A 25,151-nucleotide genomic window follows, 5' to 3' on the forward strand; every position below is an offset into this window, starting at 1 on the left:
TCTGGCCGACTGTCATCGCACGACCTGTCATCGCCCGACGCGAGGAGTACACGTGTACGCACGCACCTCAGTGACAACGGCCGCCGCACTGCTGGGAGTCACGGCCCTGGTTCTGCCCGGCGCCGCCACCGCGAACGCGGGCCCGGCCACCGAGTCCAGGAGCGGGAGCCCGGTCGTCATCGCGCACCGCGGCGCCTCGGCCTATGCCCCGGAGAACACGCTCGCGGCCGTCGACGCGGCCGATGACCTGGGCATCGACTGGGTGGAGAACGACGTCCAGCGCACCAAGGACGGCCGGCTGGTGGTGATCCACGACGACAATCTCCGGCGGACCACCGATGTGGAAGAGGTCTTCCCCGACCGGGCGCCCTGGAAGGTGAAGGACTTCACGGCGGCGGAGATCGCCCGGCTGGACGCGGGCAGCTGGTTCGGCGAGCGGTGGGCGGGCGAGCGCGTACCCACGCTGAAGCAGTACCTGGGCGCCGTGGAGGGCAACCGGCAGAAGCTGCTCCTGGAGATCAAGGCCCCCGAGCAGTACCCCGGCGTCGAGAAGGACATCCTGCGGGTGCTGCGCCAGGAGGGCTGGCTGAACCGCGCGCACGTCAGGAACAAGCTGGTCATCCAGAGCTTCAGCGCGGACAGCGTCCGTACGGTGCACCAGCTGCGCCCGGACCTCACCACCGGCTTCCTCGGCGCGCCGGCGGTGGCCGAGCTGCCCGCGTACGCCGCGTTCACGGACCAGATCAACCCCGCGTACGCCGCGCTCACCGGCGAGTACGTGGCCGCGGTGCACCGGCTGAAGGGCCCGAAGGGCAAGCCGCTCACGGTGAGCACCTGGACGGTCAATGACGCGGCGGCCGCCGTGCGGGTCCGGGATCTCGGTGTGGACGGGATCATCACCAACAACCCCGACGTGGTGCGGGACGCGGTGGGCTGAGCCCGGAGGCCGGTCGCAGGACCGTTGTCAGTGGTGGCCCGTACCGTGGTCGGCATGAACAACTACGGGCAGTCGCCGGTGGAGTGGACGGTCGTGTCCACCGGCATCGGGCCACTGCTGCTGGCCGCCACCGGCCAGGGGCTGGTGAGCGTCGTCTTCCATGTCGACGGACCGGTGCGGCGGAAGGCGCTCGGACAGCTGAGGGACCGGCTGGGCACCGAGCCCGCCGAGTCGGCGTCGGGGCTGCTGGCCGAACCGATACGCAGGCTGTCCGCGTACTTCGCGGGCGAGCTGCGGGAGTTCGGGCTGCCGCTGGACTGGTCGCTCGCCACGGGCTTCAACCGGCAGGTGCTGCGCGAGCTGGCGACGGGTGTCCCGTACGGCACGGTGGTCGGTTACGGCGATCTGGCCGAGCGGGTGGGCCAACCGAGGGCCGCCCAGGCGGTCGGCGCGGCGATGGGCGCCAACCCGTTGCCGGTGGTGGTGCCGTGTCATCGCGTGGTGGAGAGCGACGGCGGGATCGGCGGCTTCGGGGGCGGCCTCGAAACGAAGCGGCGGCTGCTGGCCCTGGAGGGCGTCCTCCCGGAACCGCTCTTCTGAGCCCGGCCACCGCCCCGGACGGGTCGGATTGGGTGCATTTACCGGCACTTGTCCGCTTTACATGGCGGGCTTAGGCTTATGTGTGGAGAACCACCGCGCGTACTGCCCGGCGGGCAGTGGACGTCGGCCCGGGGCGTCCCGTACCGGCGGGCACGTCGACCGGACCGCCCGAGCGGTAGCCGACTCCATCGCACACACAGGCCGAGTCATCCGCTGGACGAGGAGAGCCGAAGGGACGGCGAGTCAGGATGAGCGGAGGAAACAAGGCAGTCGCATACATCAAGCCGGGTGAGGTGGATGTGAGGACCACCGACTACCCGACGCTCGAACTTCAGGACGGGCCGGGTGTGGCCCCCGCGAACGTAGGCCGGAAATGCCGCCACGGGGTCATCCTCAAGGTACTCGCGACCAACATATGCGGCAGCGACCAGCACATGGTGCGCGGCCGGACCACGGCCCCCGAGGGCTTGGTCCTCGGCCACGAGATCACCGGTGAGGTCATCGAGCGCGGCCCCGACGTCGAGTTCATCGACGTCGGCGATGTCGTGTCGGTGCCCTTCAACATCGCTTGCGGCCGCTGCCGCAACTGCAAGGAGCGCCAGACCGGTATCTGTCTCAACGTCAATCCCGCCCGTCCCGGCGCGGCGTACGGCTACGTCGACATGGGTGGCTGGGTCGGCGGACAGGCGGAGTACGTGATGGTGCCGTACGCGGACTTCAACCTGCTCCGCTTCCCCGACCGGGACGCGGCGCTGGAGAAGCTGCTGGATCTGACGATGCTGTCGGACATCTTCCCCACCGGCTACCACGGCGCGGTGACGGCGGGCACGGGCGTCGGTTCCACGGTGTATGTCGCGGGCGCGGGACCTGTCGGTCTGGCCGCCGCGGCTTCGGCCCAGTTGCTGGGCGCCGCGGTCGTCATCGTCGGCGATCTGAACGCCGAACGGCTCGCGCAGGCCCGCAGTTTCGGCTGTGAGACCGTCGATCTCACCAAGGGGTCGGTCGAGGACCAGGTAGCCCAGATCCTGGGCGAGCCCGAGGTCGACGCCGCGGTCGACGCGGTCGGCTTCGAGGCACGGGCGCACGGCAAGGACTCCAAGGAGGCTCCGGCGACCGTCCTCAACTCCCTGATGGGTGTCGTCAGAGCGGGCGGCGCGCTCGGTATCCCGGGGCTGTACGTCACCGACGACCCGGGCGGTATCGACGAGGATGCCAAGAGCGGCACGCTGAAGGTCAGGCTGGGCCTGGGCTGGGCGAAGAGCCACACGTTCAGCACGGGACAGTGCCCGGTGATGAAGTATCACCGGGGCCTGGCGATGGCGATCCTGCACGACCGGGTCCATATCGCGAAGGCCGTCAACGCCACGGTGATCTCGCTGGAGGACGCCCCGCGCGGCTACGAGGAGTTCGACCACGGCGCCAGCCGCAAGTACGTGCTCAATCCGCATGGAGCGCTGAACGGAGTGGTGGCCGCCTGAGTGATTCCCGAGCGGTGGAGGGCGCGGTCGGGCACCGCGCCCTCCACGGGTACGTCCTTGGGCGTGTCCTGGGGCGTGTGGGCACAGTAGCGCCGTTCGCCCGCGCGTCGACGTTTGCGTCCGCGCGGGATGTGCCATGGATGGGGACATGCCAGACATCACTTCGCAGCTCTCCCCCGAGGTACGGGAGGCGCTCGCCGGGCACCGTCCCGTGGTCGCCCTGGAGTCGACGATCATCGCGCACGGACTGCCGCGCCCGCGCAATCTGGCCGTCGCGGAGGAGCTGGAGGCGCTCGTACGGGCCGGTGGCGCCGTACCCGCCACGGTCGCCGTGCTGGACGGCCGGCCCCGGGTGGGCCTGTCCAAGGACGAGTTGGAACGGATCGCCCAGGACGACTCCGTACGGAAGCTGGGCCATCGCGATCTGGCGCCCGCGCTCGCGGCGGGGGCGAGCGGCGCCACGACCGTCTCCGCCACGGCGTTCCTGGCCGCGCGGGCCGGGATCCGGGTCTTCGCGACGGGCGGCCTCGGCGGGGTCCACCGCGGCTGGACCGACACCCAGGACGAGTCGGCCGATCTGCGCCTGCTGGCCAGGACCCGGATCACCATGGTGTGCGCGGGCGTCAAGTCGATCCTCGACGTACCGGCGACGCTCCAGCGGCTGGAGACGCTGGGGGTGGGCGTCCTCGGCTACGGGACCGACCTGTTCCCCGGCTTCTATCTGACCTCGTCCGGTGAACCGGTCGACTGGACGGTCCGTACGCCCGAGGAGGTCGCGGCGGTGATGGACGCTCAGGACGCGCTCGGCGGACCGGAGTCGGCGCTCATCGTCGCCAACCCCGTGCCGGAAGCGGAGCAGTTGGATCCGGCGCGGCACGACCGGGTCCTCGCGGAGGCGTTGACGGAGTGTCATGAGCGGGGTATCAGCGGCCAGGCGGTCACTCCGTTCCTGCTGGACCAGCTGATGCGCCGGACGGGCGGCGCCTCCCTGGAGGCCAATCTCGCGGCGGTGCGCGGCAATGCGTGGCTCGCGGCGCGCATCGCGGCGGCGTGGGCCGCGCCGGCCAGGACCGCGGCGGGCGGATGAGCACGGATACGCGGATGAGCACGGATACCGGGGGCGGTGCGCTGCTGGTGATCGGGGACGTGGTCACCGATGTGGTGGCGCGGTACCGCACCCCGCTCGCGCACGGTACGGACACGGCCGCCGAGATCCGTACGCTGCCCGGCGGCGCCGGGGCCAACGCGGCCTGCTGGGCGGCGCACTCCGGGTGCGCGGACGTGCGGCTGCTGGCACGGGTGGGGACGGAGGCGCGGGAGTGGCACGAGGAACGGCTGCGGCGGGCGGGGGTACGCACCCATCTCGTCGTCGACGACCTGGTGCCGACCGCGACGGTGATCTGTCTGGTCGACGCCTCCGCGGAACGCACCCTGCTCACCGACAGCGGCGCGGCGCTGCGGCTGTCTCCCGCCGACTGGTCGCCGTCCCTGCTGGACGGGGTGGGCCGGCTGCATCTCTCCGGTTATCTCTTCTTCGCGGACACCGGCCGCCGACTGGCCCTCGCCGCACTGGAATCGGCTGGGGAGCGGGGCGTCCCGGTGAGTGTGGACCCCGCTTCGGCGGGGTTCATCAAGGAGCTGGGCGTGGACCGTTTTCTGGCGTCGGTCGAGGGCGTGGAGGCACTGCTGCCGAACGCGGACGAGGCCAGGCTCCTCACCGGGCTGACGAACGTGGCGGACGCCGCCGCCGCGCTGAGCCGTCGGGCGGGGGTGGCGGTGGTGACCCTGGGCGGGGACGGCGCGCTGGTGGCGGAGGCGGGGGCCGTCCTGGCCCGGGTACCGCCGGTCCCGGCCCGCGCCCGGGACTCGACGGGTGCGGGCGACGCCTTCACGGGCGCGTTCCTCGCGGCCCGGCTCACGGGGGCGGACCCGGTGGCGGCCGCGGCAGCGGGCTGCCGGGCGGGGGCGCGGGCGGTCGCGACGGTGGGCGGCCGGCCCTGACTCAAGGGCCGCGGCGGCCCACGCCGTCCGAGACCGGTGCCCGCGGCCCACGCCGTCCGAGACCGGTCCTGCGGCCCGCGCCGACCGGGACCGGTGCCCAAGACCGGTGCCCGGGACCATTGTTCGAGACCGCCCGGTGCCCGGGACCGCTTATTCGAGACCGCCCCACGCCGGATGGCGCGGATCGTCCGTCCGTACGACCACATCGGCGGCCTCGGCCGGGTCCACCTCCTGCTCGTAGCGCTCGAAAGCGGGAAGTGTCCAGCGTTCGCTCTCGTCCGTACGACGCCGGAGCGCGGCCGGTGACAGCCGCAGATGCACCGAGAGGTCGAACGGGAACCAGTGCCCCAGCAGGAGCGGACCGTGCAGCACCAGCACACCGCCGGGCGCGAGTTCGCTGTGCGGGCTGCGGGTCGCCCGGTCGGTGGCGGGGTCCCAGAGATCGGGCAGGACCCGCCCGGTGCCGCCGGGCTCCAGCGGCCCGAAGACCTCCCGCCACAGCGCCCCGGTGTCGAACCAGCCGGTGTAGTACGTCTCCGGGTCGTCGCGACCGTACTCGTACCGCAGCGACGCCGGCCGGAGGAATCCGCCGGTGCCGACGACCAGTACCGACCGGCCGCGCAGCCGCAGCGCCTCCGCGAGCGCGTCGGCCCGCTCCCCGGTTCCGGCGGCCGGTGCTCCGTCGATGGCGACACGGAGCCAGGGACCGCCGTCCGCGGCCCCGGTCTCCAGCACCCGGTCGGCGACGGCCTCGGTCAGCCGCTCCCACGTGATCGCTTCGAGTCGCACGCGCCCATCATCGTCCAGCGCCGCTCGCTCATGGCGCGTCGGCCCCCGTCACCCCCGTCACCCCCGTCACCCTCACCGGCCTCACCGGCCTCACCGGCCTCCGGTCGGCAGGGCTCAGATCCCGACCACGGGGAGCGTCTGCTCGGCCCAGATGGTCTTGCCTGCCGTGCCCTGGCGGGTGCCCCAGCTCTGGGTGAGCTGAGCGACGAGCAGGAGGCCGCGGCCCCCCTCGTCGAACACCCGGGCCCGGCGCAGATGCGGGGCGGTGTTGCTCCCGTCCGAGACCTCACAGATGAGGCTGCGGTCATGGATGAGGCGCAACTGAATGGGGGCCTCGGCGTATCGGATGGCGTTGGTGACCAGTTCGCTGACCACCAGTTCCGTGGTGAAGACGGCCTCCTCCAGCCCCCAGACGGCCAGTTGTTCGGCGACGTCCCTGCGCGCCTGGGCCACCCCGGCGGGATCGCAGTCCAGCTCCCACGTCGCGACCTGGTTCGCGTCGAGAGCGCGGGTACGGGCGAGGAGCAGGGCGACGTCATCGGCCGGGCGGCTGGGGAGCAGCGTCTTCAGTACGTTGTCGCAGGTGTCCTCCAGCGGGGCCGCGGGCTGTGCGAGGGCGGTGCGCAGCACGGCGAACGATTCGTCGATGCCGCGCTCGCGCGATTCGACGAGGCCGTTGGTGAACAGCGCGAGCACGCTGCCCTCCCGCAGCTCCACCTCGACGGATTCGAAGGGCAGATTGCCCAGACCGAGCGGGGGCCCCGCGGGCAGGTCGAGGAAGTCGACAGTGCCGTCCGGGGTGACCATCGCGGGCTGCGGGTGTCCGGCGCGCGCGAGGGAACAGCGCCGGGACACCGGGTCGTAGACCGCGTAGAGGCAGGTGGCGCCGACATCCCCGGCCCCCTCGGCCGCGGCGCCGGGGGTCTGTCCGGCCGACGCCTCCGCGGCCAGATGGTTGACGAGGTCGTCGAGGTGGGTGAGCAGTTCGTCGGGCGGCAGATCGACATCGGCGAGGGTGCGTACGGCCGTACGCAGCCGGCCCATCGTGGCCGACGCCTGGACGCCGTGGCCGACCACGTCGCCCACGACCAGGGCCACCCGCGAGCTGGACAGCGGGATCACGTCGAACCAGTCGCCGCCGACCCCGGCTCCGGTGTCCGCGGGGAGGTAGCGGAAGGCGAACTCGACCGCCGCGTGGTCGGGCAGCGCGCGCGGCAGCAGGCTGCGCTGAAGGGCGAGCGCCGTTTCGCGTTCACGCGTGTAGCGGCGGGCGTTGTCGATACAGACGGCCGCCCGCGCCGTGATCTCCTCGGCGAGCAGCAGATCGTCCAGCTCGAAGGGGGCCGGGCTCCGGTGCCGGGAGAAGGTGGCCACACCGAGGATGGCGCCGCGGGCACGCAGCGGTACGGCCATGTTCGAGTGGAACTTGAACGCGCGCAATTTGGCGGCGCGCACCGGGTCGGTGAGCTCCCAGAGGGCCACGGAGGAGTCCGTCACCCTCTTCATGACGCCCCGCTGGGTGAGCAGGGACTCGGCGGCGGGTGAGCTGTCGGGGTAGAAGGAGGTGTCCCCGACCTCGACCGCGGCTTCGGGGGCCCCCTCGAAGACGGACCGGAGGGCCACGCGCCGCAGCCTGATCTGGCCGGGCAGCGGTCCCGCGGGGGTCTCGCGGCTGCCCCCGCTGACCTCGGGGAGCAAATCGACCGTGACGTAGTCGGCGAGGACGGGGACCGCGACATCGGCCAGTTCCTGCGCGGTGCTCACGACGTCGAGGGCGCTGCCGATGCGGGTACTGGCCTCGTTCATGAGAAGCAGCCGCTGCTGGGCCCGGCTCTGCTTGGTCATGTCGTGTACCGCCACGACGACACCGCATGTCCGGCCGTCGCCGTCCCGCAGCGGGGCGATGGAGACCGACCAGGCGAACTCCTGGTCGCGGCCCGGCAGGCGCAGCGAGAATTCGAGGCGTTGCGGTTCGCCGGTCTCCAGCGCCCGCAGCATGTGCCGTTCGGTGTTGTCGATCTCCGGGGCGGGCATGGCCTCGGGCAGCCGCAGCCCGCGTACGTCGTCCTCGGCGAGGCCCAGCAGCCTTTCCATGTCCTCGCTCACGTGCCGCAGCCGCAGCCGCGCGTCGTAGACGGCCATCGGACAGGGCGACTGGCTGAAGACCAGTTCGAGCAGGCGCGGGGCCTCGGAGCCCGGGGCCGTCCCCGTCAGCGGGGAGACGAGAAGCCACTCGGTGGCGCCGTCGTCCGTCGTACGGCGGTGTGCCAGCAGCCGTACGTCCAGACGCTCGCCGTTCCGGTGCAGCAGCGTCACCGTCCCGCTCCATCTGTCCGGCAGGGCGGCCGGGTCGAGCGCCGCCGGATCGAGCGTGCCGGTGCGGGACCGCCCGACCGCACCGTCGGCGAGCAGCGCGGCGGCGGACCGTCCAACGATCTCCGACGGCCGGTGGCCGAGCAGCCTGCGGGCGCCCTCGCTCCACTCCGTTACGGTGCCCCGGGCGTCGATGACCGCCTTCGCCGTGGCCGCCTCGTCAAACGGATCGGTCTCGCGGAGGTCGGTCTCGTGGAGGTCGGTCTCCGGGGGATCGTTCGACCGGACGGGCTGGTCGTCCCGCCCGGAGTCCGGTCGCCTCATCGTCGCTCATCTCACCCTGCCCGGACCCGAGCGCCGGGGAGCAAGGTCCCGGCCCCGGCGGGCCTCCAGTGGCTCCAGTGGCTACTGACGCCTCCAAGTATGACATCAGTGACGAATAATGCTATTTCTGTCACCTTCCGCGGCAAGAGACGGCCTCCTATTCCGCGGCAAGGAACGGCCTCCCACTCGCTCACTCCCCCCGCAGCACCTTGGCCAGCGGCCCGTCGCCCGACACCTCGATCCGTCCGTCCCGCACTCCGTCCCCCACCGTCAGCGCGCCCCCGCTCAGCTCACGGCAGGTGTCGGCGTCGAGCACGAGGCGGGCGTCCGGGCTCTCCGCCGGTCCGTCGCCGTACACCGGATCGCCCGCTCCGAGCCGTACATGGAACGCCCCTTCGTCCAGCCGGACTTCCACCACCCCCTCCCCCGACCCGCCGCCCACACCCGAGCCCGCCGGACCCGACAGCCCGTCAAGCACCGGCAGCAGCGGTACGGCGAACCAGTGCGCCCGTACGGCGTCGGTGGGCCTGCGCTCCTCCAGTGCCGGCGCGCCCCACTCCGCCAGAGCCGTGAGCACCGGCAGCAGCCCCCGCCCCCGCTCGGTCAGCTCGTACACATACGCCCCGGCCGGGGGCGGCAGCTTGCGGCGCAGGGCCAGATCGTCGCGCTCCATGTCCTTGAGCCGGGAGGCGAGCACATCCGTGCTGACACCCGGCAGATCGGCGTGCAGATCGGTGTACCGGCGGGGGCCCGCCAGGAGCTCCCGGACGATCAGCAGGGTCCAGCGGTCGCCCACGGAGTCGAGGGCACGGGCGGTGGCGCAGTACTGGTCGTAGCTTCGGCGACGTGACATGTGACGGATTCTAGACATGTTGTTGGACTTTCCAAGCTCGGACTTGGTAAAACCAAGTATCGCACCAAGGTCTGGGAGGCCACCGCATGGAATTCCGGCAGTCGAGCAAGCTCAGCGAGGTCTGCTACGAGATCCGCGGCCCGGTGATCGAGCACGCCGACGCCCTGGAGGAGGCGGGCCACAGCGTCCTGCGTCTCAACACCGGCAACCCCGCGCTCTTCGGGTTCGAGGCCCCGGAGGAGATCCTCCAGGACATGATCCGGATGCTGCCGAGCGCACACGGCTACACGGACTCGCGCGGTGTCCTCTCCGCGCGCCGCGCCGTCGCCCAGCGCTACCAGACCATGGGTCTGCCCGAGGTCACGGTCGATGACGTCTTCCTCGGCAACGGCGTCTCCGAGCTGGTCTCGATGGCCGTCCAGGCGCTCCTGGAGGACGGCGACGAAGTCCTGATCCCGGCCCCCGACTTCCCGCTCTGGACCGCCGTGACGACGCTGGCGGGCGGCCGTCCCGTGCACTATCTCTGCGACGAGTCCGCGGAGTGGTACCCGGACCTGGCCGACATGGCGTCGAAGATCACCGACCGTACGAAAGCCGTCGTGATCATCAACCCCAACAACCCCACCGGCGCGGTCTATCCGCGCGAGATCGTCGAGGGCATCCTCGATCTCGCCCGCCGCCATCAGCTCATGGTGTTCGCGGACGAGATCTACGACCAGATCGTCTATGACGACGCGGTCCACCACACCGCCGCGGCCCTCGCCCCCGATCTGGTGGTCCTCACCTTCAGCGGGCTCTCGAAGACCTATCGCGTGGCGGGTTTCCGCTCCGGCTGGCTCGTCGTCTCCGGACCCAAGCAGCATGCCCGCAGCTACCTTGAGGGCCTGACGATGCTCGCCTCGATGCGGCTCTGCCCCAACGCGCCCGCGCAGTACGCCATTCAGGCCGCGCTCGGCGGCCGGCAGTCGATCAAGGACCTCACCGCGCCGGGAGGCAGGCTGTACGAGCAGCGCGACCGCGCCTGGGAGAAGCTCAACGAGATCCCCGGGGTCTCCTGTGTGAAGCCGAAGGGCGCGCTGTACGCCTTCCCCCGGCTCGACCCCAAGGTGCACAAGATCCATGACGACGAGCGGTTCGTGCTGGATCTGCTGCTGCGGGAGAAGATCCAGGTCGTGCAGGGAACGGGGTTCAACTGGCCGCGTCCCGACCACTTCCGGATTCTGACGCTCCCTTACGCGGACGATCTCGACGCCGCCATCAGCCGGATCGGCCGCTTCCTGAGCGGCTACCGCCAATGAGAAAAGGAGCGGACCCGGGGGCGTAGCCGGCCCCCGGGCCCTGAGATGCCGCCCATCGGGCACGCCGGCACGTTTAAGAACCCAGGTCAGTGATGAAGTCGCCGCGTCCTGCCTTTGGACCACCGCGCATCGAGCTGCGCAGGCCGGACTTGAACCGGCATTTCGACGTCCGGGGCCTGGGCCCGTTCGATCCGGCGATCGGCGGCGAATGCTGAGTCTGGAGCAAGAGTCTGAGATTGATCGCGGTCTGCCTCTGCCCGTTGGGCTACCGCGGCCCGCCCATCCTTGTGGATGTGCCGCGGGGAGGACTCGAACCTCCACTGGAACCACGCCATCACGACAAGCCTCAGTTTCAGCTTGCGCTCCTCGCGCACCCCGGCCGCCCTCAAGGGCAGGCCGGGGAGTCATTGAGGCTACCCGAACAGGTAGCCGAACACCGCGTCCCCCACCCGCTGGTCGGTGACCTCGGCGCCATTGGCCTCCTCACGGGCGAACTTGACCGCCTGCTGGAGCTTCTCGACCCGGTCGAGCAGCTCGTTCACCCGCCGTGCCGGCAGCGCGCCGCTGAACTTCACCGTGGTCCAGTACCCGACCGGTATGTCCTCGTAGTACACCTCGACCTGGGCCGGGTGCTTCTCGGTCGCCTCGGCCTTCACATGGTTACGGGGGACCTTCTTCGTACGGAGCGTCCGTACCGCCTCCGTCTTCCACGCGTCGGTCGACGGGTCCTGGCTCCAGGACTCCGAGGCGTCGAGGACCGGCAGCTTGCGCACAAAGGTGTTCAGGTCCGTCAGCTGCTTCTCAAGGAAGAGCAGATAGGCCACGGGTACGTCGCTCACCAGCACCCGTCCGTCGACGGTGACATCGGCGCGCGCCGTGCAGTTCGCCCAGTCCTTGGTGGCGGTCACATCGAACAGCCGCGTCAGGGTCTTCGCGGTCTCGCGCAGTACGTCCTCGGCCTTGACCTGGACCCGGGTGGACTCGGGCGGAAGCTGCTCGCCCTCCTCGTCCTTCGTCTGGTACGTACGCGAGATACCGGCCAGCAGCGCCGGCTTCTGGAGGCCGTGATGAGCCGCCGTCAGGTCCTGATGCGCCTTGGACTTGACGCCCTTCTCCACTGCGATGATCTGATTGAGTTTCGCCACAACAGGGACGTTAGCAAGGCGGACACCCGCCATCGAACGAATTACCGGGTCGCCGGACGGCTCCGCGTTCCGTCCGGACGATCGGCCAACTTCTCATAGTTCGATGGGGAGATGGCGGGGCCCGCGCAGCATGGCGTTGCGCCGGTAGGGGGGCGGGTCCTGGAGGAGGCGCGCGGTGCCGAGGCGGGGGATCAGCGCGCCCAGGGCGATCTGGGCCTCGATCCGGGCCAGCGGTGCGCCGTAGCAGAGGTGGATACCGCTGCCGAAACCGAGATGCTGGTTGTCCGGGCGGGCCGGGTCGAAGCGCTCGGGGTCACGGAACCGCTGGGGATCCCGGTTGCCGGCGGCCAGCGCGAGCACGACGGTGGTACCCCTGGGGATGGTGGTGCCCGCGACCTCGATATTGGCGAGGGGGATGCGCTCACGCATGTGGACCGGAGGCTCGTAGCGCAGCAGTTCCTCCACCGCGTTCGGCAGCAGGCCGGGGTCCTGGCGCAGGCGGTCGAGTTGGTCGGGGTGGCGCAGCAGGGTGAGCACCCCGTTGGTGATGAGGTTGACCGTCGTCTCATGGCCGGCGATGAGCAGCAACACGGCCGTGGCCGCCAGTTCCTCGTCGGTGAGCCGCTTGGCCGGGTCCGGCTCGTTGACGAAGGCGGAGAGCATGTCGTCCGTCGGGTGGCCGCGGCGCTGCTCGGCGAGGTCCACGAGGTATCCGCCCATCTCCGCCCGCGCCTTTGAGCCCGCCTGTTCGCGTGGGGTGGAGTCCTCCTCCGACCTGACATCGGCGGAGGCGACGATCGCGTCGGACCATTCCCGGAACAGCGGCTCGTCCTCGCGCGGCACACCGAGCAGCCGGCAGATGACCGTGACGGGCAGCGGGTAGGCGATGTCGTCGACGACATCGATCTGACCGTGATCCTTGAGCGTCTCGATCAGCTCTTCGGTGATCCGGGAGATCTCGCCGCGCATCGCGTCGATACGGCCCGGGCTGTGCGGTGGGCCGAACGGTCGCATGGCCAGACCGCGCAGCCTCTGGTGTTCGGGGTCATCGAGCCGGAGGAACGGCGGCTTCGGCCCGTCCTCGGCCCAGCCACGGGACGGGGCGGTGTGATTGCGGGGGTCCGCGCTGATCCGCGGGTCGTGGAGCAGGGCAGCGATGTCGTGGTACGTGCCGACCAGGTAGCTGCCGTCCTGCTGCCGGGCCACGCCCGCCTCGCGGAGTTCCGCGTACAGCGGGTAGGGGTCGGGGCGGTTGGCGTAGTCGGTGATCCGCTCCAGCAGGTTGTCGACGGCCATGCGGGGGCTCCTTGTGGACGGGCAGGGGACGGCGGGGACAACGGGGACGACGTGGACGGGCAGAGACGAGACGGGAACGGGCAAGGGGCAACGGCGAGGGCGGGGAACGGCGGGTTCAACGGGCGGGCCGCACCACCGTCAGCCGGCGGTCCAGCAGATGACCGGTGAGCGCGACGGTGGGACCGTGGGAAAGCCCCTTGGGGTCAGGCACGTTGGAGGGGACCGGGAACTGGGTCAGCGGCGCGAGACCGTCGGCCGCGCCGGGACCTGGCGGGAACGGGGCGGCGGTCTCGATCAGGTTCTGGTAGTACTCAAGCGACTTGGCCATGTCGACGGTGACCGCGGCGGTCACACGGCCCTGGTAGCCGTAGACCATCGCCAGCCGGCGTTCTTCGAGTGAGCCCTGCGCGATGACCACCTGGTCGGAGAGGGTGGGGACGCCGACGGACTTGATGCTGAGTCCGAACTGGCTCGACCAGAAGACCGGGACCGCGAGGTGCGGCAGCCGCCGCGGCCCGGGGTTGACCATGTTGTGCGCGGCCACCCTGGCCTGCTCGACCGCGTTGCCCCAGTGCTCCAGGGCGATCAGCTGGTACTCGAAGAGCGGATGCGGGAAGCGCGCCACATCGCCGGCCACGAAGACGTCGTCGGTGACGATCCCGTACATGTTGAAGACGCGGCACCCGGCGTCGCAGGCGACCCCGCGCGGGCCGGCGGCCAGCCCGGAATCCGCGATCCACTCCGTGTTGCGCACCGCACCCATGGCGACGACGCACACGTCGGCGTCGACGCGGCTGCCGTCCGACAGGTCCGCACCGGTGAACCGGCCGTTCCCGCGCAGCGCGGTCACCGTCACCCCGCAGCGCAGGTCCACGCCGTGGGCGCGTTGCAGGCCGGCCGCGAGCTTCGCCAGCGTCCCGCCGAGCGCGCCCACCAGCGGCGCGGGGCCGCGTTCCGCGACCGTGACCTCGATCCCCCGCTCCCGGCAGGACGAGGCGATCTCCGAGCCCGTGAAGCCCCCGCCGATCACCAGCACCCTGCGCGGACCGGCGGCCAGCCGCTCGGCCAGGAGAGCGGCGTCGTCGCGGGTGCGCAGGGTGAACACCCCGTCCAGGGCGGCTTCCTCCGGGTTGTGCCAGGGCCGTGCCCGAGTCCCGGTGGCGATCAGCAGCCGGTCGAAGGGCAGTGACTCGCCGTCGGCCAGCAGCACCCGCTTCCCGACGGCGTCGAGCCCGGTGGCACGTACCCCGAGCCGCCACTGTGCCTCCGGGTCCCGGTATGTCGGCAGCCCGGTGGCGTCCGCGGCCACCTTGCCGAGCAGTACCTGCTTGGACAGCGGCGGCCTGTCGTAGGGCGGATGGGTCTCGTCCCCGACCATGGTCAGTGAGCCGGTGAAGCCCTCCTCGCGCAGCGCCTCGGCGGCGCGTAACCCGGCCAGCGAGGCGCCGACGATGACGATCCGCCCGTGCCACAGGTCATCGGGCACCGATACTCGCCTCCTCTCCCACGAGGATGGCCTGGACGGGGCATGCCGCCGCTGCCTGACGTACGCGTTCGAGCTGGTCGTCGGGGATGGTCGGGTCGTACAGCAACGCCTCGTCCCCGTGCAGCTCGAACACCTCCGGCGCGAGAAACACGCACTGCGCGTAGCCCTGACAGCGCGTGAGGTCCACCACCATCCGCATCCCGAGCCGCTCCCTTCAGCGCGCCGGCGTCCAGTCCCTTTCTAGCCGCGGGAAGGACAGGGCGCTCGGCCGACTACGCCACCGGGGTTCCGGCACGGCGCGACGGACTCGGAGGGTTTCCGGAACGGACCACTCGGCTCCGGACGACTGGAATCGGGCGGCTTGACTCCGGGCGGCTGGAATCGGGCGGCTCGGCTCGGGACCGCTCAGAACCGTACGGGCAGCGCGACCAGGCCCCGGGCACGGGTCGAGGGGCGCCACCGCAGTTCCTCGTACGGCACATCGAGCGCCAGCCTCGGAAAGCGTTCCAGCAGCGCGTTGAGCGCGATCTCCGTCTCCAGCCGGGCGAGCGGTGCGCCGAGGCAGTAGTGGATGCCGTACCCGAGAGCCACCTGCCCCGCCGTGTCCCGGTCGAGGTCGAGCCGGTCCGGCTCGGCGCGCAGCGCAGCCAGTTGCTCGGGGTGCCGTAGCAGGGCGCGGACGGCGTTGCCGCGGGATCGGGGGCGATCAGGGCGTCCGTCCGCCGCGCGGTGAACGCCCGGGCGACAAAACGCCGGATACGGGTGTGATCCGGCGGATCCATGTTGAGCAGGTTGGCGTCGAGGGCGGGCGGCAGCCCGAAACCCCGGTAACCCCCGGGCAGCGCACGGCTCTTGTCGAGGGAGAGCCGCGGGTCGGCGAGCAACCGCCGTACGTCCTCGTAGCGCGTGACGATCCAGGCGGGCCGCCCGTCGGGCCCGACGATCCGCTGTACGGGCGCGGTCTCGCGCAGCCTCGCGTACACCTCGTACGGGTCCGCCAGCAGCTCGTTCGTCGGATCGTGGAGCGCCCGCGATGACGCGCCGGATGCGGTGAGTGCCATGATCCCATCCTGAACAGCCCGAAGAGGAACGGCTGTTGACGACGCGTGGCGATGACGGCACCCCGCGTCGCACCGGCCAAGGGCGCCGACCGGCGAGGATCCCTGGATCCTTCCGCTTGGCATGGACCTGCTCATGATCCTCGGCTACGCTCCGGCTGGCACCGCCTGAGAGCGCTCTCAGTCGCCTGCTGTTCCACCCCCACCATGCTGGAACACAGAAGGGCCACATCCCTTGAGACGTACGACAGTGATACGCACCGGTCTGTCCGCACTCCTTCTCCTCGGCACCTGGGCCGCCGCCGGGCTCGCACCGGCCGCCGCGGCCCCCTCGCCCACCGCCGAGGCCCCGGCCTCCGCCGGTCTGCTCACCGCCATGCAGAAGGACCTGGGGCTGACGGAGAGCCAGGCCAAGGCGCGGCTGGCCGCGGAGAAGACAGCGACGGCTGTCGAGAGCAAGGCGAAGCACGTGGCGGGAGCCTCCTACGGAGGCTCCTGGTTCAACCCGGACAGCGGCACGCTGACCGTCACGGTCACCAGCGCTCAGAAGGCCGACGCCGTACGGGCGACCGGCGCGACCGTGCGGCTCGTCGAGCACAGCGCGCGGCAGCTCGACGCGGCCAAGGAGCGGATCGACGAGCTCTCCGCGCCGGCCGGTGTCAGCAGCTGGCATGTAGACCCCAAGGCGAACCGCGTCGTGGTCAATGTCGTCGCGGCGCAGAAGAACGACAACGATGTCCGTGACTTCCTCGACCGCGCCAGGCAGGCCGGCCCCGTCACGGTCAAGGAAACCGCCCAGGCTCCCCAGACCTTCGCCGCGGGCACCGTCGGCGGCGACCCGTACTACACGGGCAACGTCCGCTGTTCCATCGGCTTCTCCGTCCACGGCGGCTTCGTCACGGCCGGCCACTGCGGCCAGGCCGGCGCCTCGGTGAGCGGCTGGGACGGCTCGTACATCGGAAACTTCCAGGGCTCGTCCTTCCCTGACAACGACTACGCGTGGGTGAACGTCGGCAGCGGCTGGTGGACCGTCCCGGTGGTCCTCGGCTGGGGCTCCGTCTCCGACCAGCTCGTCCGCGGCTCCAACGAGGCCCCGATCGGCGCCTCGATCTGCCGTTCCGGCTCCACGACACACTGGCGCTGCGGCAACCTCCTGGCCAAGAACGAGACCGTCAACTACAGCCAGGGCGCCGTCCACCAGATGACCAAGACCAGCGTCTGCGCCGAGGGCGGCGACTCGGGCGGCTCCTTCATCAGCGGCGACCAGGCCCAGGGCGTGACCTCGGGCGGCTGGGGCAACTGCAGCGGTGGCGGCGAAACCTGGTACCAGCCGATCAACGAAATCCTGGGCCGCTACGGCCTGACACTCCACACAGCCTGACCCACTACGAGATGTGACCGCCAACTCCGCCTGCCCGGCGGGAAGATCGGCCCCTGGGGCGGGCGGACACGGCGGCTGTCGAGCCGGGGGTACGGAGCGAGCGCGCGCAGCGGTACGGCGCGGTCGTCCCGTACCCCCGGCTTCGGCCGTTCCGGCGGCTCCCCGGCACGCCACCGCTCCGCGATACCCCTCCGCGTCATCGGCCCAGCAGGGCCGTCAGGGCGCCCACCGGGTCGGTGTCGGGGGTTCCCCGGGGCCACCAGTCCTCTCTGTCCCGGTCCGATTCATACCCGTACCAGAGGGCGTCGCGGCCGAAGCGGAGTTGGAGGGACGGGGTGGAGAGGCGGTTGCGCCAGGGCCGGAAGTGGGGGAAGTCGGCGGCGGCCAGGGCCGGGCGGGCACGGTCGAAGGGGCCGGCGGGCGGGTCCCAGGGCTCTTCCAGTACGGCGAGGCCCGCCAGGCCGCCCTGGCGCCAGGCCGCCACGGCGCGGGCCAGGTCGGTGGGGGTGCGGTCGAGCGCGGTGGCCAGATCCCGGTAGAGGGCGCGGGTGGAGGCGGTCAGCCCGGAGCCGGGATGCGCGGCGGCCAGCCGTACCGCGTCCTGCCAGGGGGTGAGAGCGCCGATCGGGTCGAGGCCGGTGGTCAGGAACGTATGGGCGCGGGCCGCCGCCTCGGTGGCGAGCAGGTCGAGAGCGAGTGGGTCGGGCGCGCCGGGGGTCTGCGGATAGACCGGCGGGCGGCCCGGCTGCGCGGGGACGGGGAACGGCGGCGGCAGCATCGGGCGCGTACGGGGCGCGAGGGCGACGCGCGCCTCGACCGTGGGCATCGGCGGTGCGGCGGTGGTCCGTTCGGCCGCGGAGCGGGTGGCGTTGCGCCAGGTGAGATCGGCCAGCACCTCGTGTTCGCCACGACCGCGCATCAGGAACAGGACGAACGGGTCCTCGTCGAGGAGTCGCGCCGTCTGGTAGCAGAGGGCCGCCGCGTGCTTGCACGGATAGCCGTCGTCCGGGCACGAGCAGTCCGGCGTCAGATCGCCCCCGGTGGGAAGCAGATCCGCGGACGCCGCCAGGGTGTGCGGCATGTCCTTGTCGAGCAGGGCCGCGATGTGGTCGGGGCGGGCCGCGGCGGCGTCCAGAAGATCCTCCCAGCCGGTGTCGTCGAGGGTACGGAGGCGGATCTCCGTACGGTACGGGCGGGGTCTCGAACCGTGGACGTACGCCATGACCCGGCCCGGGGTGACGGTGATCGCGTCGACATGGCCTCCGCCCGCGTAGGCACGGCCGCGCTGGAGGCGGGCCGTGTCGAGCGCGGTGTCCTCCATGGATTCCACCCACGCGTTGCCCCACCAGGTGGTGGCGAAGTCGCCCGAGGCGCCCGGTCGCGGGGGCAGCGCGGGGAACGTACGCCGACGGTCGTCGTGCCTCGGGGCGGGGGCGCGGCGCGGGGTCATGACGGCCTCCGCAGGGAAACCAGATCCGCGAGATCCCGGTCGGTCAGCTCGGTCAGGGCCGCCTCGCCCGAGCCGAGGACCGCGTCGGCCAGCGCCCGCTTGGACGAGAGCAGGTCGGCGATCCTGTCCTCGACCGTGCCCTCCGCGATCAGCCGGTGCACCTGTACGGGCTGGGTCTGGCCGATGCGGTACGCGCGGTCCGTGGCCTGTTCCTCCACGGCCGGGTTCCACCAGCGGTCGAAGTGGACGACATGGCCGGCCCTGGTCAGATTGAGACCGGTGCCCGCCGCCTTGAGGGAGAGGACGAAGACCGGGACCTCGCCGGACTGGAACCGGTCCACCATGCGTTCGCGCTCGGCGACGGGCGTGCCGCCGTGCAGAAGCTGGGACGGGATGGCGCGCGCCGTGAGATGTGCGGAGAGCAGCCGTGCCATCGATACGTACTGGGTGAAGAGAAGGACGGAGCCGTCCTCCGCGAGGATCGTGTCGAGCAGCTCGTCGAGGAGGGCGAGCTTGCCGGAACGGCCGGTGAGCCGGGCCGTGTCCTCCTTCAGATACTGCGCGGGGTGGTTGCAGATCTGCTTGAGGGCGGTGAGCAGCTTCATGATGAGGCCGCGGCGCGCGATGCCCTCGGCCGCCTCGATGGCGGCCATCGTCTCGCGGACGACGGCCTCGTAGAGCGACGCCTGTTCGCGGGTGAGCGCGACGGGGTGATCGCTCTCCGTCTTGGGCGGCAGCTCGGGCACGATCCCGGGGTCGGACTTCCTCCTGCGCAGCAGGAACGGCCGGACCAGCCGGGACAGCCGCTCCACCGCCTCCTCGTTCGCCGCGTCCCTGACGCCGGCGCTCTTCGCGTTCTCGACGTTCTCCACGATCCGCGCGTGCCGGGCCCGGAAAGCCTTGAGCGGGCCGAGCAGCCCGGGGGTGGTCCAGTCGAGCAGCGCCCACAGCTCGGACAGGTTGTTCTCGACGGGCGTGCCCGTGAGCGCGATCCTGGCGGGCGCCGGGATCGTACGGAGCGCCTTGGCGGTCGACGAGAAGGGGTTCTTGACGTGCTGGGCCTCGTCGGCGACGACCATCCCCCAGCCGTGCGCGGCCAGCGCGTCGGCGCTGCTGCGCATCGTGCCGTACGTGGTGAGTACGAAGCCGCCAGGGCCCCCGGCCCCCGGGACCCCGTCCTCCGGAACCCCGTCCCCGGAGTCCTCGTCCCCCGAGACCCCGGCCAGGGTCCGCCCGGCGCCGTGGAAACGGTGTACGGGGACGCCGGGCGCGAACCGGGTGATCTCGCGCTGCCAGTTGCCCAGGAGAGAGGCCGGGCAGACGACGAGTGTGGGGGCGGTGCGGGCCCGGTGCAGATGGAGGGCGATGACCGTGACCGTCTTGCCGAGACCCATGTCGTCCGCGAGACAGCCGCCGAGACCGAGGGAGGTCATCAGGTCCAGCCAGGCGAGACCGCGTAGCTGATAGTCGCGCAGGGTGGCGGCGAGGGCGGGCGGCTGGGCGATCGCGGCGGTGCCGGTGGTGAGACGGTCGCGCAGCGCGGCCAGCGCACCGGTCGGCACCGCTTCCACCGTCTCGCCGTCCACCTCGGCGCTGCCGGTCAGGGCGACGGCGAGCGCGTCGACCGGTTCCAGCAGCCCCAACTCCCGCTTGCGCGCCTTCCGTACGAGGGCCGGATCGACGACGACCCACTGGTCGCGCAGCCGCACGATCGGCCGGTGCGACTCGGCGAGCGTGTCCATCTCCTGCTCGGTGAGAGGGTCGCCGTCGAGCGCCAACTGCCAGTTGAACTTGAGCAGTTCCACGCTGTCGAAGAACGGCGTGCCGTCAGTGGCAGAACCGGGCGCGGGGCGGACGACCGCGGCGGCGGTGAGCGTACGGGCGAGCTCCCTCGGCCAGTGGACGGCGACGCCCGCGGCGGCGAGGCGGGCCGCCCCCGGGCCGAGCAGTTCGTACAGCTCGTCCTCGGAGAGCGGCAGCGCGTCGGGGACATCCCGCTCCAGCAGCCGGGCGAGTGGGGTCCAGACGCGCGCCGCGCGGCGCAGGGCGAGCATGGCGTCGATCCGGGCGCGCGGGCCGAAGCTCTCGTCGCCATGGCCGGCCCAGAGCCCCGAGGCGTCGATGACCAGGGTCGGGTCGGCCAGGCTGTGGATCTGGACGAGAGCGGCCCCGGCCCGCCGGACGATCTGGGACTCATCGGCACCGGGCCCGATGCCGGCGCCCGCGCTACCGCTCGGGCCGGGGGCGGTTTCCTGACCGGGTTGATCGGGTCGACCGGGTTGGCCGGGTTGATCGGGTTGATCAGCTTGATCGAAGAGGTCGTACGCGGAGAGGTCGAGGCGTAGCGAGACCCGTACCCCCGCGTCCATACCCGCCGCCGCCTCCGCCGCCCAGGGCCGGGCGCCCGGCAGATGCTGCGCCTCCCTCGCGGCGAACGGCGCGCCCGCCGCATAGGCCGCCGCGGGCGTACGCGGCAGGGAGTCCGCCACCGCGTCCAGGAACGCCCGCACCAGGGCTTCCGGATCGGGCAGCTGGAGCGGACTCAGATCCGGGACCGGTACGGCATGGGCCTCGGGGGGCATGGCCGCGGCGATGGCTCTCAGCTGTGCGATGTCATCGGCGTCGAGCGGACCGGCACGCCAGGCGTCATGGTCGGACGCGGTGAGCCCCGGCAGCAGTCTGCCCCGCCCGGCCAGCTGGAGCGCGTGCAGCGCGGCGGCGCCCCAGCACGCGGCAGCGGGATGCGCGGCCCTGTCGCGCCGGGCGCGCACCAGCAGCGGGATGGCGTCGGCGACGGACAGCAGCACGGCGGGGACCGTGCGCGTATCGACATCGCCCCCACCGTCCACGCCGTCGGCGCGCTCCCCGCCGTCGTCCCGAAGCCGTACGACCGTCAGCTCCCCTGGTCCGAGCCCGACCGCGCCCGGATCACCCGGACCACCCGGATCGCCGGACTCGCCGAGCGCCGTGCCGGCCTCGGCGAAGGCACCGACGGGCGGCTCACCGTCCGGGGACCAGAAGGCGACCCGGCCCTCGCGCGGCAGTCCGGCGGGCAGGAAGACGGCGGCGCAGCGGGCCAGGACCGCCGGCGCGGCGTGCGCGGACAGAGGGGTGTGGATATGTGCGGATCGCACCACGGTCATCGACTCCCTCCTGTCCGGGGATCACCTCAGGATCTGATTCCTCTGCGAGTCTAGGCCGGGGGTCTGACAGTCGATCTCGATACGACGTTTCCGCAGCTCAGCGTCCGGATCGAGAGCAGGCAGCGGGCAGCAGGCAGCGGGCAGCGGAGCGGGCAGCGAAAAGGACGACCCCACAGCGCCCGACCGCGGGATCGTCCGGTTTCTTGGGTTTCCGAGTGCCGCCGACCGTTGAGGAACAGCCTCAGACGGGCTGCGCGTCCTGCCGCTCCGATGGCTTCTCGTCCAGCGGTGACGCCGACGTGGGTACGGACGGCACCTTGGGCCGCGTGGTGGCCACCGCCTCCGGCGCGGCGGCGGGAGCGGGAGCAGAGGCAGGGGCAGGGGCCGCCTCGGGGTGATCGGCAGCGGAATGGTCGGCTACGGGACGGTCGGCCGCGAGCGACGGAGTCGCCTGTACGGCTCCCGAGACCGCCTGCACGGCCTGTACCGCCTCGGCCGGTGTGGCGCGTTCGAGGAAGCGCAGCAGTTCGACGGGGAAGGGCAGGACGAGTGTCGAGTTCTTCTCCGCGGCGACCGCCACGACCGTCTGCAACAGCCGCAGCTGAAGTGCGGCGGGCTGGCCGGACATCTGCTTGGCCGCCTCGGCGAGCTTCTTGGACGCCTGTAGCTCCGCGTCCGCGTTGATCACTCGGGCGCGGCGCTCCCGGTCGGCCTCGGCCTGGCGCGCCATCGACCGCTTCATGGTCTCCGGCAGCGACACGTCCTTGATCTCGACGCGGTCGATCTGCACGCCCCAGCCGATCGCCGGGCTGTCGATCATCAGCTCCAGGCCCTGATTCAGCTTCTCCCGGTTGGACAGCAGATCATCCAGATCGCTCTTGCCGATGATCGACCGCAGAGACGTCTGCGCCATCTGCGACACCGCGAACCGGTAGTCCTCGACCCGGACCAGCGCTTCCGCCGCGTCGATCACCTTGAAATAGATCACGGCGTCCACGCGCACGGTCACGTTGTCCCGCGTGATGCCGTCCTGGGCGGGCACCGGCATCGTCACGATCTGCATATTGACTTTGTGCAGCTTGTCCACGAACGGAAGGATCGTGGTGAACCCGGGTCCTCGGATTCCTTCCTGCAGCCTGCCGAGGCGGAAGACCACGCCTCGTTCGTACTGCCTGACGACCCGCGCGGCCGCCATCGCGTACAGCCCGCACGCGCATACCGCCGCTATGACAGCAATGACCAGTTCCTCGACCATCTTGGGCCCCCTGACGACGCCGGACCGAGGTGCTATTAACCACGGTATGCCTTGTACGACCGGGGGTCGAGAAGCGCGCGTCGGGAAGATACCGGCGCGTAGACACCGGACGGCATAGCCCGCCCGGCCGCGCATCTGGTGCCGCCGTCCCGGGGATCCGGCAGTGTGACCAGCAGGCTCATCGTGACCAGCAGGCTCATCCGCACCCCACCCCCACCTTCCCGGTCACCCGCCTTCCCGGTCACCCACCCTCCCCAGGCATCCACACCCCCACACCCCCACACCCCCACACCCCCGCACCCCCGCACCCCGCGACCGCGCACTCAGCACAGACGAGGACCCGCTCATGTCCGTGACCCATCACCGGCGCCTCGGCATCGCTGCCGGGGCCGCGTTCCTGACCGTCACCGTCGCGGGCTGCTCCGGCCTCGGCCGGAACGCCGTGGGAACGATGTCGTACGACACCCCGCGCGGCCGGCACGTCCAGGTCTCCAACCCCCTGGTCACGGGCTGTCACCGGCTCGCGCCCGGCGGTGCCGTCTCGGCCACGAACCGCACCCTGGTCGACTTCGTGATGTACGGGACGCCCGACTGCACGGGCAAGGGCACCACGTACCTCGCCACCACGCTCTCCGATGTGATCGCCCCCGGGGAAGGACCGTGGCGCAGCTACACGATCGTGCACTGACGCCGGGCGCGGGCCGCCACATGGGGTCAAAAGCCACAAACCCGGGTAGGGGGGCTCGTGGGGGCGTATGGGATGGGGGCGTATGGGAGGTGGAGAGTCATGCGCACCGGGAGTGAGCCTGTCACCGCACGCAGTCCGCTGCGGACCCGGTTCTGGCTGAGCGTATGGGGCCTGATCTGGACCGCCTTCGGAACGGCGGCGTTCGCGATCACTGGGCGCTTCGGGTGGGCACTCGCCTGCGGCGTGCTGCTGCTGATCGTCCTCACGAATCTGGTTCTGGTCGTGCGGCACCTCAGACAGGGGTCGCGCTATCAGCCGGGGAGGGACGTCCCGCCGTACGAGCCGGGGCGCCATGGCTCGGATCCGGACCGCGAGCGGAGTCTCGACCATGATCTCGGCAGTCGTGTCCGCGAGTGGATGCGGGAGCCGGACCCCGCGCAGCGCGGCGGCCGTGCCCGCCATCACAGCGCGCACGGTCATCACCCATGACCGGCACCGGCACCGGCACGCACCGGCACCGTACGACGGTCAGTCGTCGGCCCGCGGCTCCGCGTCGAACTGGGCCGCCTTCACATACTCCGGCTTGGGATCCAGCGCCGCCGCCAGCCTGAAGTGGCGTTTCGCCTGCTCGGGCCGGCCTGAGCGCTCATAGGTACGGGCCAGCGCGAAGTGGGCGAACGCGTTGTCCGGCTCCCGCTCCAGCACCAGCTCGAATTCGAGCTCCGCGGGCCGCAGTTGAGCGGCGGCGAAGAAGGCGCGGGCACGCAGCAGCCGGGCCGCGGTGTTCTCCGGATGGGCCGCGATCACCGAGTCGAGCAGCTTCACGGCCCCGCGCGGATCCCGCGCGGCGAGAAGCTGCTCCGCCGCGCGATAGTCGATGACGTGGGTTTCCGGACTCTCGGGCACGGTCGCATCCTTCCCTAGCTGCGCGCGTTCAACGCCGTGTATGACGACGCTATTCCTCATATCGGCCCGCGCCGCTGGTCACCTCCCCGTCGCGGCGCGGTCCCTCAACGTCTGCCACACCCGCTTGACCTGCGGTTCCAGCAGCTCCAGCGGACCGTCGTTGTCGATCACGACATCCGCGGCGGCGCGGCGCCGCTCGCGGGTCGCCTGGGCCGCCATGCGCTTGCGTGCCTCGGTTTCGGCCATTCCCCGCAGCCGTACGAGCCGGTCGAGCTGGGTCTCCGGCGAGGCATCCACGACGAGGACCACGTCATACAGCGCCGTCATGCCGTTCTCGACGAGGAGCGGCACATCGTGCACCACGATCGAGTCGGGTCCGGCCGCCTTCTCCAGTTCGGCGGAGCGTGCGCGGACCAGCGGGTGCACGATCGCGTTCAGCGCCCGCAGCCGGTCCGGATCGCCGAAGACGATCCCACCGAGTTTCGGCCGGTCGAGGCCGCCGTCCGGAGTCAGTACCTCCGGCCCGAACTCGGCCACCACGGCCGCGAGACCGGGCGTCCCCGGCTCCACCACATCGCGTGCGATCCGGTCGGAGTCGATCAGCACCGCTCCATAACTGGTCAACAGGCGCGAGACCTCGCTCTTTCCCGCACCGATTCCGCCCGTGAGTCCCAACCTCAGCATGCGGTCAGCCTAGACGGACCAGGGCCGGGACAGGACGGGTACCCGGATGGGCCGCCGGGACGGGTG

The 25,151-nt window shown here is 71.4% G+C and carries 20 protein-coding genes and 2 pseudogenes; 9 read left to right on the forward strand and 13 right to left on the reverse strand.

The window, feature by feature from the left end:
• Window positions 1-52: 52 nt before the first annotated feature.
• From AB0M67_RS03410 to AB0M67_RS03430, 5 genes are all read left to right on the forward strand, one after another.
• Window positions 53-937, forward strand: coding sequence for a glycerophosphodiester phosphodiesterase family protein (locus tag AB0M67_RS03410; RefSeq protein WP_365742126.1), 885 nt, complete (start codon window positions 53-55; stop codon window positions 935-937).
• A 54-nt stretch (window positions 938-991) separates the two neighbouring features.
• Window positions 992-1,537 (forward strand): methylated-DNA--[protein]-cysteine S-methyltransferase, encoded by a 546-nt coding sequence (locus tag AB0M67_RS03415; protein ID WP_365742128.1) that lies wholly within the window; start codon window positions 992-994, stop codon window positions 1,535-1,537.
• 248 nt (window positions 1,538-1,785) lie between these two features.
• A complete protein-coding gene (gene fdhA, locus AB0M67_RS03420) occupies window positions 1,786-3,015 on the forward strand; it encodes a formaldehyde dehydrogenase, glutathione-independent (protein ID WP_365742130.1) in 1,230 nt (409 codons plus the stop codon).
• A 148-nt stretch (window positions 3,016-3,163) separates the two neighbouring features.
• A complete protein-coding gene (locus tag AB0M67_RS03425) occupies window positions 3,164-4,102 on the forward strand; it encodes a pseudouridine-5'-phosphate glycosidase (protein WP_365742132.1) in 939 nt (312 codons plus the stop codon).
• A 14-nt stretch (window positions 4,103-4,116) separates the two neighbouring features.
• Window positions 4,117-5,016, forward strand: a complete 900-nt coding sequence (locus AB0M67_RS03430; protein WP_365742134.1) for a PfkB family carbohydrate kinase — start codon at window positions 4,117-4,119, stop codon at window positions 5,014-5,016.
• A 150-nt stretch (window positions 5,017-5,166) separates the two neighbouring features.
• Here the strand turns inward: AB0M67_RS03430 and AB0M67_RS03435 are convergent, their stop codons facing one another.
• The 3 genes from AB0M67_RS03435 to AB0M67_RS03445 all read right to left on the reverse strand — a co-directional run bounded on the left by AB0M67_RS03435 (window position 5,167) and on the right by AB0M67_RS03445 (window position 9,295).
• Window positions 5,167-5,805 (reverse strand): uridine kinase, encoded by a 639-nt coding sequence (locus AB0M67_RS03435; RefSeq protein ID WP_365742136.1) that lies wholly within the window; start codon window positions 5,803-5,805, stop codon window positions 5,167-5,169.
• A gap of 114 nt (window positions 5,806-5,919) precedes the next feature.
• Complete coding sequence (locus tag AB0M67_RS03440) at window positions 5,920-8,442, reverse strand: SpoIIE family protein phosphatase (protein WP_365742138.1); 2,523 nt, start codon at window positions 8,440-8,442, stop codon at window positions 5,920-5,922.
• 190 nt (window positions 8,443-8,632) lie between these two features.
• Complete coding sequence (locus AB0M67_RS03445) at window positions 8,633-9,295, reverse strand: helix-turn-helix domain-containing protein (protein WP_365742140.1); 663 nt, start codon at window positions 9,293-9,295, stop codon at window positions 8,633-8,635.
• An 86-nt stretch (window positions 9,296-9,381) separates the two neighbouring features.
• Between AB0M67_RS03445 and AB0M67_RS03450 the strand changes: the two genes are divergently transcribed.
• Window positions 9,382-10,593, forward strand: coding sequence for a pyridoxal phosphate-dependent aminotransferase (locus AB0M67_RS03450; protein ID WP_365742142.1), 1,212 nt, complete (start codon window positions 9,382-9,384; stop codon window positions 10,591-10,593).
• 413 nt (window positions 10,594-11,006) lie between these two features.
• Here AB0M67_RS03450 and AB0M67_RS03455 read toward each other — a convergent pair whose 3' ends face one another.
• From AB0M67_RS03455 to AB0M67_RS03475, 5 genes and pseudogenes are all read right to left on the reverse strand, one after another.
• Window positions 11,007-11,738 (reverse strand): hypothetical protein, encoded by a 732-nt coding sequence (locus tag AB0M67_RS03455; protein ID WP_249950676.1) that lies wholly within the window; start codon window positions 11,736-11,738, stop codon window positions 11,007-11,009.
• A 93-nt stretch (window positions 11,739-11,831) separates the two neighbouring features.
• The gene (locus AB0M67_RS03460) at window positions 11,832-13,034 is read right to left on the reverse strand and encodes a cytochrome P450 (protein WP_365742145.1); all 1,203 of its coding nucleotides are present in this window, start codon (window positions 13,032-13,034) and stop codon (window positions 11,832-11,834) included.
• Between the two features lie 115 nt (window positions 13,035-13,149).
• The gene (locus AB0M67_RS03465; RefSeq protein WP_365742147.1) at window positions 13,150-14,520 is read right to left on the reverse strand and encodes an FAD-dependent oxidoreductase; all 1,371 of its coding nucleotides are present in this window, start codon (window positions 14,518-14,520) and stop codon (window positions 13,150-13,152) included.
• Window positions 14,510-14,719 carry a ferredoxin gene (locus tag AB0M67_RS03470; protein ID WP_365742149.1) on the reverse strand — a complete coding sequence of 70 codons (210 nt, stop codon included), beginning with the start codon at window positions 14,717-14,719 and terminating at the stop codon, window positions 14,510-14,512. The genes AB0M67_RS03465 and AB0M67_RS03470 overlap by 11 nt, the downstream gene beginning before the upstream one ends.
• A 206-nt stretch (window positions 14,720-14,925) precedes the next feature.
• A pseudogene (locus tag AB0M67_RS03475) lies at window positions 14,926-15,581 on the reverse strand (hypothetical protein).
• A 232-nt stretch (window positions 15,582-15,813) separates the two neighbouring features.
• Between AB0M67_RS03475 and AB0M67_RS03480 the strand changes: the two are divergent.
• Window positions 15,814-16,959 carry a S1 family peptidase gene (locus AB0M67_RS03480; protein ID WP_365742151.1) on the forward strand — a complete coding sequence of 382 codons (1,146 nt, stop codon included), beginning with the start codon at window positions 15,814-15,816 and terminating at the stop codon, window positions 16,957-16,959.
• A 196-nt stretch (window positions 16,960-17,155) separates the two neighbouring features.
• On the opposite strand, the gene AB0M67_RS03485 is transcribed toward AB0M67_RS03480, so the two are convergent.
• The 3 genes from AB0M67_RS03485 to AB0M67_RS03495 all read right to left on the reverse strand — a co-directional run bounded on the left by AB0M67_RS03485 (window position 17,156) and on the right by AB0M67_RS03495 (window position 22,807).
• The gene (locus AB0M67_RS03485) at window positions 17,156-18,409 is read right to left on the reverse strand and encodes an SWIM zinc finger family protein (protein ID WP_365742153.1); all 1,254 of its coding nucleotides are present in this window, start codon (window positions 18,407-18,409) and stop codon (window positions 17,156-17,158) included.
• On the reverse strand, window positions 18,406-21,552 hold the full coding sequence (locus tag AB0M67_RS03490) for a DEAD/DEAH box helicase (protein ID WP_365742154.1): 3,147 nt from the start codon (window positions 21,550-21,552) through the stop codon (window positions 18,406-18,408). The genes AB0M67_RS03485 and AB0M67_RS03490 overlap by 4 nt, the downstream gene beginning before the upstream one ends.
• A 241-nt stretch (window positions 21,553-21,793) precedes the next feature.
• Window positions 21,794-22,807: a slipin family protein gene (locus AB0M67_RS03495; RefSeq protein ID WP_365742156.1), complete on the reverse strand. Its 1,014-nt coding sequence runs from the start codon at window positions 22,805-22,807 to the stop codon at window positions 21,794-21,796.
• 346 nt (window positions 22,808-23,153) lie between these two features.
• Here AB0M67_RS03495 and AB0M67_RS03500 point away from each other — a divergent pair, with 346 nt between their 5' ends.
• Together AB0M67_RS03500 and AB0M67_RS03505 are read left to right on the forward strand one after the other, a co-directional pair.
• Window positions 23,154-23,495 (forward strand): hypothetical protein, encoded by a 342-nt coding sequence (locus AB0M67_RS03500; protein WP_365742158.1) that lies wholly within the window; start codon window positions 23,154-23,156, stop codon window positions 23,493-23,495.
• Between the two features lie 99 nt (window positions 23,496-23,594).
• Window positions 23,595-23,846: pseudogene (locus AB0M67_RS03505) on the forward strand (DUF6343 family protein); the annotation flags it as partial.
• Between the two features lie 177 nt (window positions 23,847-24,023).
• Here AB0M67_RS03505 and AB0M67_RS03510 read toward each other — a convergent pair.
• Window positions 24,024-24,401 carry a tetratricopeptide repeat protein gene (locus AB0M67_RS03510; RefSeq protein WP_365742160.1) on the reverse strand — a complete coding sequence of 126 codons (378 nt, stop codon included), beginning with the start codon at window positions 24,399-24,401 and terminating at the stop codon, window positions 24,024-24,026.
• A 78-nt stretch (window positions 24,402-24,479) separates the two neighbouring features.
• Window positions 24,480-25,085 (reverse strand): dephospho-CoA kinase, encoded by a 606-nt coding sequence (gene coaE / locus AB0M67_RS03515; RefSeq protein ID WP_365742162.1) that lies wholly within the window; start codon window positions 25,083-25,085, stop codon window positions 24,480-24,482.
• Window positions 25,086-25,151 lie beyond the last annotated feature (66 nt).

Source organism: Streptomyces sp. NPDC051662 (genome assembly GCF_040681655.1).
In the GTDB taxonomy this organism is placed as follows: Bacteria; Actinomycetota; Actinomycetes; order Streptomycetales; family Streptomycetaceae; genus Streptomyces.

Excerpts from the sequence above, each read along its gene's own strand:
- AB0M67_RS03415 (WP_365742128.1), top strand. The coding sequence starts at position 992 with ATGAACAACTACGGGCAGTCGCCGGTGGAGTGGACGGTCGTGTCCACC.
- fdhA (WP_365742130.1), top strand. The coding sequence starts at position 1,786 with ATGAGCGGAGGAAACAAGGCAGTCGCATACATCAAGCCGGGTGAGGTG.
- AB0M67_RS03425 (WP_365742132.1), top strand. The coding sequence starts at position 3,164 with ATGCCAGACATCACTTCGCAGCTCTCCCCCGAGGTACGGGAGGCGCTC.
- AB0M67_RS03430 (WP_365742134.1), top strand. The coding sequence starts at position 4,117 with ATGAGCACGGATACCGGGGGCGGTGCGCTGCTGGTGATCGGGGACGTG.
- AB0M67_RS03440 (WP_365742138.1), bottom strand. The coding sequence starts at position 8,442 with ATGAGGCGACCGGACTCCGGGCGGGACGACCAGCCCGTCCGGTCGAAC.
- AB0M67_RS03445 (WP_365742140.1), bottom strand. The coding sequence starts at position 9,295 with ATGTCACGTCGCCGAAGCTACGACCAGTACTGCGCCACCGCCCGTGCC.
- AB0M67_RS03450 (WP_365742142.1), top strand. The coding sequence starts at position 9,382 with ATGGAATTCCGGCAGTCGAGCAAGCTCAGCGAGGTCTGCTACGAGATC.
- AB0M67_RS03460 (WP_365742145.1), bottom strand. The coding sequence starts at position 13,034 with ATGGCCGTCGACAACCTGCTGGAGCGGATCACCGACTACGCCAACCGC.
- AB0M67_RS03470 (WP_365742149.1), bottom strand. The coding sequence starts at position 14,719 with ATGCGGATGGTGGTGGACCTCACGCGCTGTCAGGGCTACGCGCAGTGC.
- AB0M67_RS03485 (WP_365742153.1), bottom strand. The coding sequence starts at position 18,409 with ATGACCCCGCGCCGCGCCCCCGCCCCGAGGCACGACGACCGTCGGCGT.
- AB0M67_RS03490 (WP_365742154.1), bottom strand. The coding sequence starts at position 21,552 with ATGACCGTGGTGCGATCCGCACATATCCACACCCCTCTGTCCGCGCAC.
- AB0M67_RS03495 (WP_365742156.1), bottom strand. The coding sequence starts at position 22,807 with ATGGTCGAGGAACTGGTCATTGCTGTCATAGCGGCGGTATGCGCGTGC.
- AB0M67_RS03500 (WP_365742158.1), top strand. The coding sequence starts at position 23,154 with ATGTCCGTGACCCATCACCGGCGCCTCGGCATCGCTGCCGGGGCCGCG.
- coaE (WP_365742162.1), bottom strand. The coding sequence starts at position 25,085 with ATGCTGAGGTTGGGACTCACGGGCGGAATCGGTGCGGGAAAGAGCGAG.